The sequence below is a fragment of the Roseobacter sp. genome (genome assembly GCF_039970775.1).
Lineage (GTDB): Bacteria > Pseudomonadota > Alphaproteobacteria > Rhodobacterales > Rhodobacteraceae > Roseobacter.
In genome coordinates, this window is record NZ_JBDVLG010000048.1 from 65,486 (window position 1) to 79,041 (window position 13,556).

At 58.1% G+C, this 13,556-nt stretch carries 9 protein-coding genes; 3 read left to right on the forward strand and 6 right to left on the reverse strand.

Features of this window, described 5'->3' with window-relative positions:
• Nucleotides 1–114: 114 nt before the first annotated feature.
• The gene (locus ABJH13_RS11890) at nt 115–876 is read right to left on the reverse strand and encodes an aldolase/citrate lyase family protein (protein WP_348406430.1); all 762 of its coding nucleotides are present in this window, start codon (nt 874–876) and stop codon (nt 115–117) included.
• A gap of 132 nt (nt 877–1,008) precedes the next feature.
• The gene (locus tag ABJH13_RS11895) at nt 1,009–2,241 is read right to left on the reverse strand and encodes an AGE family epimerase/isomerase (RefSeq protein WP_348406431.1); all 1,233 of its coding nucleotides are present in this window, start codon (nt 2,239–2,241) and stop codon (nt 1,009–1,011) included.
• A 252-nt stretch (nt 2,242–2,493) separates the two neighbouring features.
• Between ABJH13_RS11895 and ABJH13_RS11900 the strand changes: the two genes are divergently transcribed.
• Both ABJH13_RS11900 and ABJH13_RS11905 read left to right on the forward strand, forming a co-directional pair.
• Entirely contained in the window at nt 2,494–4,608 is a 2,115-nt protein-coding gene (locus ABJH13_RS11900) for a N,N-dimethylformamidase beta subunit family domain-containing protein (RefSeq protein ID WP_348406432.1), read from the forward strand.
• Nucleotides 4,609–4,713: 105 nt separating this feature from the next.
• The gene (locus ABJH13_RS11905; protein ID WP_348406433.1) at nt 4,714–7,014 is read left to right on the forward strand and encodes a molybdopterin guanine dinucleotide-containing S/N-oxide reductase; all 2,301 of its coding nucleotides are present in this window, start codon (nt 4,714–4,716) and stop codon (nt 7,012–7,014) included.
• A gap of 2 nt (nt 7,015–7,016) precedes the next feature.
• On the opposite strand, the gene ABJH13_RS11910 is transcribed toward ABJH13_RS11905, so the two are convergent.
• The 4 genes from ABJH13_RS11910 to ABJH13_RS11925 form a co-directional block, all read right to left on the reverse strand.
• Nucleotides 7,017–8,654 (reverse strand): ABC transporter ATP-binding protein, encoded by a 1,638-nt coding sequence (locus ABJH13_RS11910; RefSeq protein ID WP_348406434.1) that lies wholly within the window; start codon nt 8,652–8,654, stop codon nt 7,017–7,019.
• Nucleotides 8,651–9,481, reverse strand: a complete 831-nt coding sequence (locus ABJH13_RS11915; protein ID WP_348406435.1) for an ABC transporter permease — start codon at nt 9,479–9,481, stop codon at nt 8,651–8,653. Before ABJH13_RS11915 ends, ABJH13_RS11910 begins: the two co-directional genes overlap by 4 nt.
• 3 nt (nt 9,482–9,484) lie before the next feature.
• Nucleotides 9,485–10,471, reverse strand: a complete 987-nt coding sequence (locus ABJH13_RS11920; RefSeq protein ID WP_348406436.1) for an ABC transporter permease — start codon at nt 10,469–10,471, stop codon at nt 9,485–9,487.
• 80 nt (nt 10,472–10,551) lie between these two features.
• Nucleotides 10,552–12,135 (reverse strand): ABC transporter substrate-binding protein, encoded by a 1,584-nt coding sequence (locus tag ABJH13_RS11925; RefSeq protein ID WP_348406437.1) that lies wholly within the window; start codon nt 12,133–12,135, stop codon nt 10,552–10,554.
• Between the two features lie 561 nt (nt 12,136–12,696).
• Between ABJH13_RS11925 and ABJH13_RS11930 the strand changes: the two genes are divergently transcribed.
• Entirely contained in the window at nt 12,697–13,548 is an 852-nt protein-coding gene (locus ABJH13_RS11930) for a transporter substrate-binding domain-containing protein (protein WP_348406438.1), read from the forward strand.
• Nucleotides 13,549–13,556 lie beyond the last annotated feature (8 nt).

The window sequence follows — 13,556 nt, forward strand, 5'->3', positions numbered from 1 at the left end:
GCCCAACCTGACGCAATTGCACATTTTTGGCAAACACTCGCCGATACGTTCCGGCCTTTGCCGGTCACATTTCTGTGCTGCACGGTCGGTCGTCGTGAAACAGACGCAGGGTTGTCAGAGCCAGTCTGGGTCCATGTCGGCGATATCGGTGCGCATGGCGGCCATGGCAGAACCTATCTCGGACCCTGAAATCACCAGCTGAAAGCCCGTGCGCAGCAGATCTTGTGCTGATTTCCCGTCGCGGGGCACTGTCCCCAGTGGCATGTTGGATTGGTCCGCGATTTTCTGGATACCTGCGATCGCGGTTTCGACCTCGGAGCAGTTGGTCGCGCCCAGTTTTCCATATCCGCCTGACATATCGTAGGGTCCGACAAACAGCATATCGACCCCATCCACCTTGGCCAGATCTGCGGCGTTCTCGACCCCGATGGGGTCTTCGATTTGCAACATCACCGTCAGATTATCGTTGGCCGTCTCCACGTAGTCGGTCGCAGAGGCGTACCGGCTTGCGCGGATGTCCCCGGCGAAACCGCGCGTGCCCTGCGGCGGGTAGCGGCATGCGGCAACAGCTGCGCGTGCTTCATCGACTGTGTTCACCTGCGGGATCATGATAGACGTGATGCCGATTTCTAGCACCCGTTTCAAAAGCACCGGATCATTGGCCGCGACACGGACCATCGGATGCCCCCCAGCGGCCTCTATCGCGCGCGCCATATGGGCCGTCGTTTCTATTGATGCGGGCCCGTGTTCGTTGTCGATCAACAGAAACCGAAACCCCGCATAAACGGCAGCTTCGGCCATGACGGGGGACCCCGCCTCGAGCCAGAGCGCGCGCGTTTTAAGGCCCGCCGCGATGCGACGTTTGAGCGTGGACATGATGGTACCTCTTGTTTGAGAACGACGCCCTTGGCGCGCAGATGATCGCAAACCCCATGCGTGGATTGGGGGTTCATTCGAACGCTACTGCATGAAGGGCGCGCGGTCTACTGGCACAACTGGCGGGCTTTTTTAGGGGTTGGCCAAACGCGACAAGGCCGGAACGGGGGGGAATAATCCTGCCTGTATCGCGTGATAGATATCTGGCTTGCCCAAGAACTGCCGCGACACCGGGCGCCCGGTGTCATCAATTTCGGGGAACCATCCGCCTCGGTCATGATCGACAAAATGAGCGTCTGCAAAGGCCCAAAGCGCCCGGTACTGGTGTTCGTCTTGAGGCTGCGGCGCATACTTTTGCAGGGCTGCAAGCGCGCCGATTGCCTCTGTGACCGGCCACCAATACCGGTCTTGTTTTGCGGCCTGCCCGTTTTCCAACGTGTAAATAATACCGCCCTGCGGGTGGGCCCCATCGCGCAACGCTTGTTCGATCACGCGCCGGGCCTTTGAGGGCGCATGGGCGTCTGTGCGCCCGTTCAGGTCCCAGTATTGCAACAACAACCGCCCAAGCTCAAAGCTGTGGCCCGGCGTGCTCCCGGCAGGGCGAAACATCGGATTGCCCTCGTACCCGGCATCCACCGTCCAATCCTGATTGAAATGTTCCGGCAACCGCCACCCATGGGCCGGCGCGAGGTCATCAAAGAAAAAGCCCAAAATCTGCCCGGCGCGGTTCAGATATGCCGCATCATTTGTGGCTTCAAACGCGGCCAGATGTGCCTCGACCCCGTGCATGTTTGCGTTCAGGCCCCGGTAGGTCGAAAACGTGCTCCAATCGGCGCGGAATTCATCTGCAAAACGCCCATGCTCGGCCTCCCAATAGCGGGTTTGCAACGTTTCTGTCACATCTGCCAACATCCGGTCTGCATCCGGGTGGCCTGCGTCCTTGGCCGTGGCCGCGGCCAGTAAAACGAACATGTGACCGTAGGCCAGTTTCGTATCATCGGCGGGCGCGCCGTCATGGGTCACGGCGGAAAAATACCCCCCATGCGTTTGATCCCGATGCGCGCGCCACAGAAATTGCATGCCTGCGTCAATCACCGCATCACACCCCGCAAACCCAAATTGTTTGGCCAAAGCGAACGAATGCACCATGCGCGTTGTGGTGTGAAGCTCTTGCGGGCCGTCACCCAACGGGCGCCCCGCAAAATCGGGCACGTCAAAACCACCGTCCCCGCGCAGCGTCCCAACGAACAGATCCAACTGCCGTTGCACATCATTTCGCAGATACGCGTGATGCACCGGGTCGTGGATCCAGAGGCCGTCAAATTCGGGGTCGCCGATGGGGTGCCGGGTCATCGTGTCTGTCAAAGTGCCATCCATTCAATATGATCGTATATGGTGTGATATCAGATTTGGCCACCAATGCGACATCGCATGCCCCTCATCGCCATTGGCGCAGATTATTCCGGCAACCTTGCGTAAATGCATGCGCAGCAGTCACCAATCCTGCGATAATGGCAATACGCCCTTGTTGATCCCCCATATCCCGATACCTTTATTCGCATTCTATTTTCCATCTTGGGCAATACTGTTGCCCGACCTTATTTATGGGCCCCTGCAATGACCGACACGCGCACCACTCCGCCCTTGCTGGGCTATGCAGACCAACTTTCGGCCCGTCCGGGCGACACCATTGCATTCAAAGTATCGTCTTATGCCGCTGAACCGTTTCACGCGCGGCTTGTGCGTTCGATCTCGGCAGACCCGAACCCAGCCGGGCAAGGGATCGTTGAAGAAGACGCGGCGGATTATTTCACGCCCCGATCTGTGCCCTCCGTCGTACGCCCGTTTTTTGCGGGATCCTACGGTATCGCCAACGCCTACGTCACGGTGCCAACAGGCACCGCCGTAACGGTGGACGCAACGGTGTATCCAACGCGACGTTTGGACGGCTGCCAGTGCATTTTCAGTGTCGAAGATCTGGCCCTGCAGTTAGATGCAACAGGTGCCGCCAGCCTTCAGTTGGGCGCACAAACCGTATCCACGGATACGCCGCTAAAGTTGCGCCAGTGGTACCATATCAAAGCTCACATCGACGCCGATGGCACCGCCACGATCACGCAGACCCCATTGGGGCGCAATGCCCCTGCCCCCAGCCAGACCCATGGCCAATTGGCGCCGCACCCCACGTTGTCTGGGGCCCCGATGGTCGCGGCCCGCCTGCACGGTACCCAAGTGGTCGCGCATTTCAACGGCAAGATTGAGGCACCTTCACTTGCAGTTGACGCCACGCCCCTGTGCGCGTGGGATTTCAGCGCGGGGATCTCGTCAACAACCGCCCACGCGACCACCGGCCCGGACCTGACGTTGATCAACTTCCCCACGCGCGCGATGACCAGCGCCGATTGGGACGGATCAGAGATGAACTGGACCCACAAACCCGCCCATTACGCCGCGATCCATTTTCACGACGATGACATCTACGATTTTGACTGGGACACTGATTTTACCTTTACCGTGCCCGACAATATGCCCTCGGGCGCCTACCTGATGCGGCTTGAATGCGACGGCCACCAAGACGCGATCCCGTTTTTTGTGTGCCCACCTTTGGGCCAACGCCACGTTGACCTTTGCGTTTTGGTGTCGACGTACACCTATGCCATTTATGGCAACCATGCCCGGCCCGATTTTAATGCCTCATGGAAGGACAAAATAACCAACTGGGGCGCCTACCCTTACAACCCTGCCGAATTTCCGCAATACGGGCTATCGACCTATAACACCCACAGCGATGGGTCCGGCATTAGCCACGCCTCGCACCGTCGGCCGTTGTTCAATCTGCGCCCCGGATACGTCACCTTTGGCAATACGCCCTGTTCAGGCCTGCGGCATTTTCAGGCCGACAGTCACCTGCTTAGCTGGCTGCACGCCAAGGGCATTTCTTACGATCTGGTCACCGATCAGGACCTGCACACCCACGGCGCCGCCGCAGTTGCAGGCTACAAGGCGCTGACCACCGCCAGCCACCCCGAATATCACACCGCCGAAACCCTCGATGCGTTGCGCGATTACCGCGATACCGGGGGCGCGTTGCTCTATCTTGGGGGCAACGGGTTTTACTGGCGCATTGCCGTGCATTCCGAAAACGACAGCCTGCTAGAAATCCGCCGCGCCGAAGACGGCATTCGCGCGTGGGCGGCGGAACCGGGCGAATATTACAACGCCTTTGACGGTACCTACGGCGGGCTATGGCGGCGCAACGGGCGCGCGCCCCAAGATCTGGTCGGGGTTGGATTTACCGCACAGGGCGAATTCTTCGGCGACCCCTACCGCAGATTGTGCACAGACCCGCAATACGACTGGGTGTTCGAGGGCATCGAACATGACGTCATCGGGGATTTCGGGTTTTCCGGCAATGGCGCTGCGGGGTTTGAGCTTGACCACATCGACTACCGCCTTGGCTCACCCGAAAACACCGTGCATCTGGCCCGGTCTGTCACCCGCGAAAACGGGTTTATGTTGGTCCCCGAAGAACAGCTGACCCATTTGACCAACCTGACCGGGGGCCCCGAAAAAGAAGCGCTGCATGCCGATATGATTTTGGTCAACCACCCCGGCGGTGGGCGCGTTTTCGCAACCGGGTCCATCACCTTTTGTGGCAGCCTGCCGTGGAATAATTTTGACAACGATGTATCCACGTTGCTGCAAAATGTTCTGACAGAATTTCTGGCGTAGGGGCATATTCGGGGCATCTTGCCCGTGAAACGGTGCCTTATGTGTCTTGCGTATTGACGGGGCGGATCTGTTGGCGATCATACCACCAACCAGAGAGGATATAGTGTGAAACAGCCCCCCCGCGACCGCCTTACCAGAGCACATTGGGGCACCTATACCGTCGACACGCGTGACGGGGTCGTCACCGGATTGCGGCCCGTTGACCACGACGACGACCCGTCGCCCATTGGTCACGGGATCACCGATGTGTTGGACGGACCCACGCGAATTACGGCGCCGATGGTGCGCAAAAGCTGGCTAGAAGGCGGCCCCGGCACAGCCGGCCACCTGCGCGGCACCGACCCCTTCGTGCAGGTCACTTGGGCCGAAGCAGACCGTTTGGTGGCCGCTGAACTGGCCCGCGTGATCAAGACCCACGGCAATCAGGCGATATACGCGGGGTCCTACGGGTGGGCCAGCGCGGGGCGGTTTCATCATGCGCAAGGCCAATTGAAACGGTTCCTGAACTGCATTGGCGGCTATACGCGTTCCAAGAACACCTATAGTTTTGCTGCGGCCGAGGTCATCGTGCCCCATGTTCTGGGTGATTTTCGCGGCCCATTGGACACCACCACCAGCTGGCAATCCATCGCCAAAAGCTGCGAATTGTTTGTGGCCTTCGGCGGTGTGCCATTGAAAAACGGCCAGATCTGCCAAGGCGGCGTCGGCGCGCATATTCAAAAAGCGGGCATCACGGCTGCGGCGCAGGCGGGCGTGTCCTTTGTGTCTATATCACCGTTAAAAACCGACATGGATGCCGTCGCCAAGGCCGATTGGATCGCGCCGCGCCCGTCAACGGATGCGGCGTTTATGTTGGGTCTGGCCTATACGTTGCTGGACGAAAACCTGCTTGATCAGGCGTTTTTGGCCAAATACACCACCGGGTTCGACCAATTTGCAGCCTACCTGCGCGGTGACACAGACGGCATTCCAAAGACCGCACATTGGGCCGCCGACATCTGTGCCCTGCGCGCCGACGAGATCACATCACTGGCCCGTCGCATGGCCGCCAAACGCACGATGATTTCGGTAAGTTGGTCGTTGACACGCCAGGACCACGGCGAACAGCCCTATTGGGCCGCAATCGCATTGGCCGCAATGTTGGGTCAAATCGGGTTGCCGGGTACGGGCGTCGGCTTTGGCTATTCCGCGGTGAACAATGTTGGCGCACAACGGCGCCAGATAGACTACGCGGCTCTTCCTCAGGGCCAAAACCCGGTGCCCGACTTCATCCCCGTGGCGCGGGTGACGGATATGTTGGAAAACCCCGGCGCGCCTTTTGACTATGACGGCCAACAGCAGACCTACCCTGACATCCGTCTGGTCTGGTGGGCCGGCGGAAACCCGTTTCACCACCACCAAGACCTGAACCGCATGCGCCGGGCGTGGGCGCGCCCTGAAACAGTCATCGCCAACGAATGGTGTTGGAATAGCCTCGCGCGGCATGCCGACATTGTCTTGCCCTGCACCACGTCTCTTGAACGCAGCGATGTTTCATTCACGCCCAAGGATCCGTTTCTGGTGGCGATGGATCAGGCGATCAACCCCGTGGGGCAGGCCAAAAGCGACCACGATATTTTCTGTGGGATCGCATCAGAAATGGGCGTGGAGGCCGCGTTTACCGAAGACCGCAGCCCCGAAGACTGGCAACGTTGGCTTTATGATATCTCGCGTCAATCGGCGGCGCGCGAAGGGGTCACCCTGCCCGATTGGGACAGTTTTCAACGCGATGGCGTGTACCAAGTCCCCGCACCGGAACACGACACCATCATGCTCAAGAGCTTTCGCGACGACCCTATCGCAAACCCCCTCAAAACCCCCAGCGGCAAGATCGAGATCTTCTCGGAAACCATCGCGGGGTTTGGGTATGATGACTGCCCCGGCCATCCGGCATGGATGGCGCCCACCGAATGGCTGGGCGAAACGCGGGCCTATCCGCTGCATATGATCTCCAACCAACCGCGCAATAAACTGCATTCGCAGCTAGATCATGGGTCAGTCAGCCAATCGAGCCGCACGGATGGACGTGAACCCTGCGTGATGCACAGCACCGACGCCGCCGCGCGCGGGTTGGTGCAGGGTCAGACCATCCGCATATTCAACGACCGTGGGATGTGTATTGCGGGCCTGCACATTAACGACGACATCCTGCCCGGCGTGGTGCAGATCGCCACCGGCGCATGGTATGACCCCGACGCCACACTATGCCGAAATGGCAACCCCAACGTGCTGACCCTCGACAAGGGCACATCGCGGTTGGCGCAGGGGCCCACCGCGCATTCCTGTCTGGTAGAGATCGAAGCGGCCCCCGAAAACGTCGCGCGTTCGACCATCTATGACGGCCCAGAAATTATCAAACCCGCCTAAGGTCAGGACCTACCGTTTGGGGGGTGTCCTTCATCGGTGAACCACCCCTTGCCGGGCACCGCGCCCAACAATTCGGTGGTGTAGGGATGTTGCGGGTTGGCGAAAATATCGGCAGTTGCGCCCATCTCGACGACCTCGCCGCGCTGCATCACGGCGATCCTGTCGCAGACCTGCGCGGCCACACGCAAATCATGGGTGATAAAGATCATCGCAAGGTTCATCCGGTCGCGAATTTCATCCAGCAGCTCCAAGATCTGCGCCTGAATGGACACATCCAACGCCGACACGGGTTCATCCGCGACAAGGATCTTGGGTTCGAGCGCAAGCGCCCGTGCGATCCCGATACGTTGGCGTTGACCGCCGGAAAACTCATGGGGGAACCGGTCGTAGGCCCGGTCATCCAAACCCACAACCCGCAGCAATTCCAACGCCTTTTCGCGCGCCTCTTCGGCGCTGGCCCCATACATTTCGGGGCCTTGTGCGATGATCCGCCCGACCTTTGAACGTGGGTTCAGCGACGCAAACGGGTCTTGGAACACCATTTGAATATCGGCACGGTGGGGGCGCATCGCGGCGCGACCCAACGGGCGCAAATCTGTATCACCCAGCAGAATTTCGCCTGCTTCGGCATCAACCAAACGCACGATGCAACGTGCGACCGTCGATTTGCCAGACCCGGATTCGCCAACGATTCCAAGGGTTTCGCCCGGCGTCAGATCAAGCGTCACCTCTTTGGCCGCATGCACAACCCGCGCCTTGCCCCCAAAAAATCCACCACCGCCGGCATAGGTTTTGGTCAACCCATTGACCTTGAGCACCGGCGTGTCGGCGCGCGGCCGCGCGGGGCGTGGGATCAGGCTGGGTACGGCGGCCATCAAACCTTGGGTATAGGGGTGTTGAGGGTTGCGCAGGACCTCATCGGTGGTGCCCGTCTCGATCACCAAACCGTTTTGCATAACGGCCACACGGTCTGCGATATCGGCCACAACGCCAAAGTCGTGGGTGATAAACACCACGCCCGTCCCGTGGGTTTCCTGCATCTCTTTAATCAGACGCAAAACCTGCGCTTGGGTGGTCACGTCCAACGCTGTCGTTGGTTCATCTGCGATCAGGATTTTCGGGTCCAGCGCCAGTGCCATAGCGATCATCGCGCGCTGGCGTTGCCCCCCCGACAGTTGATGCGGGAACGCGCCCAAGGCTTGGTCCGGGTCGGGCAATTGCACGTCTTGCAACAGTTTCAACGCCCGGCTGCGCCGTTCATGGCCGGGCATTTTTTCATGGAACCGAAAGACTTCGTCGATCTGATTACCGATGGTCATGACCGGGTTCAGCGCCGTCATCGGTTCTTGGAAAATCATCGAAATTTCAGAGCCACGGATTTGGCGCAACCGGGCCTCGCTGATCGCCGCGAGGTCTTGGCCCAGGAAATTAACCTGCCCCTTGGCGATATGCACATGGGGTTTGGGCAGCAGTCCCATGATCGCGCGCGCAGTCAGCGATTTGCCTGACCCGGATTCGCCCACCACACACAGGATTTCGTTTGCGTCCAAGTGAAGATTTGCGGCCTCCACGGCGTATTTGCGTTGCCCTCCCGCAGGCAAGCCCACGTGCAGGTCGGTGATGTCGAGCAAACGGGTCATGAGCGGTCTCTCAGACGGGGGTTCAGTGCGTCATTCAGCCCTTCCCCCACAAGGTTGATGGCCAGCACAGTCAGCAAAATGGCGATGCCCGGAAAAGTGCACACCCACCACGCAGAGCGCAGCAAAGTGCGGCCCGCGCCGATCTGAAAGCCCCAGCTCATGATGTTGGGATCGCCCAGACCTAGAAAGGCCAACCCGCTTTCGATCAGAATCGCTGTGGCCACCATAAGGGACCCGATAACGATGATCGGCGACAGGCAATTGGGCAGCATTTCGCCCAACATGATACGCATATCGCCCATGCCAAGCGTATGACAAGCCTGCACAAATTCGCGGTTCTTAAGGCTCAGGAACTCGCCGCGCACCAACCGCGCGACCGCAGGCCATGACACGACCGCGATCGCGATAACGATGCTTTCGATCGAGGGCTTCATGATCGCGACCAGCAATATCGCAAAAAGAAACGACGGGATCGTCTGAAACATTTCTGTGGTGCGCATCAGCAGATTGTCGACGAGACCGCCGTAATACCCCGCCAACGCGCCCATAATCACGCCGATAAACACCGCGACCAGCGTCGCCAACAGGCCGATCAGCAGCGATGTTTTGGCACCATGGGCAATACCCGCGGCCACATCGCGCCCCAGTGAATCGCTGCCCAACAAAAAGCCGTTTTGGCCGGGCGGCGACATAGATTGTCCCGCCAGACTAAATGGATCCGCCGGGAAAAACAGTTGTGCGGAAATAGCCACCAGGAAGATCGCAACGAGGATCATCATCCCCATAACGGCCGAACGATTGCGGGCGAAGAGTTTCCAAAATGCCATGGGTCAGGCCATCTCGATGCGCGGGTCAAGGGTTGAATATATGATATCGACCACCAGATTGACGGCCACCACCAAAACAGCCGAGAGAAGGAAAATACCCAGCAACAAGTTCAGATCGCGGGCAAAAAGCGCCTCAAACGCGAGCATCCCCAAACCGGGCCACGCGAAAACGCTTTCGACGATCACTGACCCACCGATCAGCGCGCCCACCTGCACGCCCGCCATGGTCACAACCGGCAGCAACGCGTTGCGCAACACATGTACAAACACGATACGCCGTTCTGTCAGCCCCTTGGCACGGGCGGTGGTGACGTAATCCTGGCCCGCTTGTTCCAACATCGACGCCCGCATCAGGCGCGTGTAAAGCGCCAGATAAAAAAGCGATAGGGTGATCGTCGGCAGCACCAGATGATGCGCGATATCCACGACCCTATCCCAACCTTCATAGAACATAGAAAAATTCTCCATGCCCGACGTCGGGAACCACCCCAGGTTCAACGAAAACACCACGATTAACATCAGGCCCACCCAAAACAACGGGGTCGCATAAGTAATCAGCGCAAAGATCGAAATCACTGTATCGCGCCACGTGTTCAAACCCGAAGCGGCAACAAGCCCAAGGATAATCCCAAAACCCACGGCCAGAACGATCGTAGATGTCATTAACAAAAGCGTCGGAATAAAGCGGTCGAAGATCAGCTCACTGACGGGCATATCGTGGCGAAACGAATACCCCAGATCAAGGCTGACAACGTTCTTGAGATACACGCCCAGCTGCACAACCAGCGGCTTGTCGAGGCCGAATTTCTCGCGCAGTTCGGCCATGTATTCGGGCGTCGCGGACCCCGCCTCGCCGGCCAGCACATCCACCGCGTCGCCTTCGGCCAGTTGAAGCAAGAAGAAATTCAGCACCACAATCGCAAACACAATCGGGATAGCGTGCAAAAGACGCGTCACCACATATCGTGTGCGGCGCTTTGAACTGTCCATGATATTGGGACCTTTTTAGAGGTGGGGCACCGGCCAGCAAGTGTTGCCGGTGCCCTTTTGAACTGCGTGACCCTACAAGGTCACTCGGTGATCGTGGCCTTGTCAAACGGGCCATAGGCCCCCAACGCCGAGGTCGCATGATCAACCAGTTTCTCGTTATAGACGGTCAGGAACTCCATCTCGAACAGGTTCGCCACCGGCATATCCGTCGCCAAGATCGTCTGGATTTGGCCATAGATATCGGCGCGTTTCGCGGCATCTGGTTCCTGTGCACCAGCGGTCAGCAACGCATCAAGTTCGGGGTTAGAATACTGCGACGAATTCACAAAATGCGTCCCCTGACGGATTTGGTCGGTGCCGTAATGACGGTGAACGCCCAGCACCGGGTCAGGCAGCTGGTAGAAATAGTTCACGTTCATCTCAAAGTCATATTCGGCGTAGATCCGGTTGAGCCATGTTGGCACGTCTTCATAACGCAGCTCCACCTCGATGCCCAAAGGCTTCATCGCTTGTTTCATGTATTCGCCCGCACGCCGCCAGTCTTCGCCGTAGGGAATAAGATCAAGCGTGATGCTTGCGCGCACGCCATCCGCATCGGGCGCAATACCTGCGTCATCAAGCTCTTTGATCGCAGCTTCCAGATCCCCCGAGGCTGGGTAGTTTGGCAGACCAGATTTATACAAACCGACCTTGTCAAAATTCGATGATAACGCCGATGTTGCGGGTTTTCCGTACCCAAACCAGATGTTGTCGATCAAGAATTGACGGTCCATGACCAATGAAACCGCCCGGCGCATAGCAGGGTTATCAAACGGCGGCTTGGTGGTGTTGAATTCAATCAATGCCATCGGGTTGATCATCGAATAGCCATCGGTTGTCACCGAAAAGCCGTCCTTTTCACGCAGACGTACCGCGTCAATGTTTGGGATGGCGCCATAGGCCCCGTACATCACTTCGCCCTTTTCCATGGCCGCAGTCCGCGTGGACGCATCAGGCACAAAGCGGCCGACGATCCGGTCAATCTGGGGCTGGCCCACTTTCCAATAGTCTTCGTTTTTGTCCAACCGAATGTACTGGCCCTTTTTCCATTCGGTAAACTTGAACGCGCCGGTGCCGATAGGGTTTGTCGCCAGATCAGAGCTGCGCAGGTCGGTGCCGTCCAGCAGATGTTTCGCGACCATCGGGCTTTCGTAAGAAGACAACGCGCGCAGCATGTAGGGCGCCGGGTTCGCAAGGTTAAACACAGCCGTGTGGTCATCAGGCGTGTCGATAGACGTGACTTCGCGGAAGGTGTTGGGCCCGCGCGGATGCACCTTTTTCAGCACGTCCAGCACCGAAAACGCGACATCTGCCGATGTGAACGGCGTGCCGTCATGCCATTGAACACCCTCGCGCAGCTTGAACGTGACGGTCTTGCCATCTTCGCTGACGTCATAGCTTTCGGCGAGAGACGGCACGATGTTCAGGTCATTGTCGTAGTCAAACAGCCCGTCATAAATTTTGGGCGCGACAAGGCCGATTGGCCCAGATGTCGACAGAAACGACGCCAAAGAGGGGGGTTCTGGCTGCACCAAATACACAAGGTTTTGCGCTGTCGCAGTCAAAGGTGTCAGCGCAAGTCCTATCGCACATGACGCGCCCATAAGCAGGGTCTTAAGATTCATTCTGATATCTCCTTGTTGTCGATCCTTGCCCAACTGAGGTTGGACTTATTGTTATGTTTGACAGTTTTATGACTGATAGGCGGTCCTCGGCGACGTTACGTCAAATGAAAAAGTTAGCATTCTCGACTATGGCACCAAGGCGTGCGAAATTGCTACATTTTTAGGCGCGCGCGCTAAAAAGAACCGACGAATAGAATGACGTGCGCCTAGTTTCCATGCCCCTACAAGCGCACATCACGTTGTTTTTAAACGGCTATCATCCACACGCAGCCCCCTGCCTATCGTGTCAAAGCAACGGGGCACCCAACAGGCCACGATTTAGGTCACGCATCCGTCGTCCACAGCTTTGAAACAAACGCACGCGCCAGCGAACCGCAGCGCCCTCACGGGCTTGCACGCGCCAAATCATCGGGCGTATTTAAAGACCCTAAATTTCGCGTAAACCGCCCCGAATACATGTGCAATTCGCCATATGATTGTGTAACGTTGGTTAACTATTTTGGGAAACGATCGCTGATGCTCATTCATGCACTGACGCCGCGACACCAGGTAACAGGCTGGATGCGGTCCCTTGTCTGGTGCTTTCTGCTGGGGATGTCCGGCGCGTTTTACAACACCCCGCAGGCCATCGCGCAAGACACAACCGTACCGGAGAACGAGCCTCCCCTCATCGTGGGCGCATCTATTTTTCCGCCCATTTCCGTGCAAAATGCCGATGGCACATGGTCTGGATATGCCGCTGACCTCGCGCGGGCGCTGTCCGAAGAAACCGGTATTGCCATAGAATTCAAGGCCTTCGAAAACCCCGCCGACGTGATTGGCGCGCTGATAGCGGGTCAGGTGGACATGCTGCCTGCTCTTGTCAAATTGCCGGTCACACTGGAGACAACCGTCTTCTCGACACCCGTCGCCGTTGAGTTTTTGCGGTTGATTGCCAAACCCGCGCTGGCTGCGTCTTTATCGCACCAACCCATCCACGAGTTGCGGATCGGGGTTATTCCACCGGTTATCGGGTCCGATATGGAAACGTTGTTTTCACATAACACCCCGGTCGAATTTGCGTCGGTAGACGCGTCGCTGGTCGCGCTTTTGGTCGATGAAATCGACGCCCTCCTTATCCCCAATTCACTGGCCTACACACGGTTTCGCGCCGCTGATCTTGAACATCTGTTTGGGTTTATCGACCCGCCCATCCGCACCGTCGAACGTTACATGCCGCTGCACAAAAGCCGTGCGAACCTGATGCTCGCGATCAACGCGGGGCTTGCGCGCATGCAGGCCGACGGGCGGCTTGAACGTCTGTCGCGCCAATACGTCATCGATATCCCGCCCTACAAACTCCACAACGACGACGGCACGTTTTCGGGGTTTTCGGTCGAAATGATACAAGATCTCGCCGAATTGCCGATCTGAAGATCGAA

Bases quoted from the DNA above. Each gene is read 5' to 3' on its own strand.
- ABJH13_RS11890 (WP_348406430.1), bottom strand. From the start codon at position 876: ATGTCCACGCTCAAACGTCGCATCGCGGCGGGCCTTAAAACGCGCGCG.
- ABJH13_RS11900 (WP_348406432.1), top strand. From the start codon at position 2,494: ATGACCGACACGCGCACCACTCCGCCCTTGCTGGGCTATGCAGACCAA.
- ABJH13_RS11910 (WP_348406434.1), bottom strand. From the start codon at position 8,654: ATGACCCGTTTGCTCGACATCACCGACCTGCACGTGGGCTTGCCTGCG.
- ABJH13_RS11915 (WP_348406435.1), bottom strand. From the start codon at position 9,481: ATGGCATTTTGGAAACTCTTCGCCCGCAATCGTTCGGCCGTTATGGGG.
- ABJH13_RS11920 (WP_348406436.1), bottom strand. From the start codon at position 10,471: ATGGACAGTTCAAAGCGCCGCACACGATATGTGGTGACGCGTCTTTTG.
- ABJH13_RS11925 (WP_348406437.1), bottom strand. From the start codon at position 12,135: ATGAATCTTAAGACCCTGCTTATGGGCGCGTCATGTGCGATAGGACTT.
- ABJH13_RS11930 (WP_348406438.1), top strand. From the start codon at position 12,697: ATGCGGTCCCTTGTCTGGTGCTTTCTGCTGGGGATGTCCGGCGCGTTT.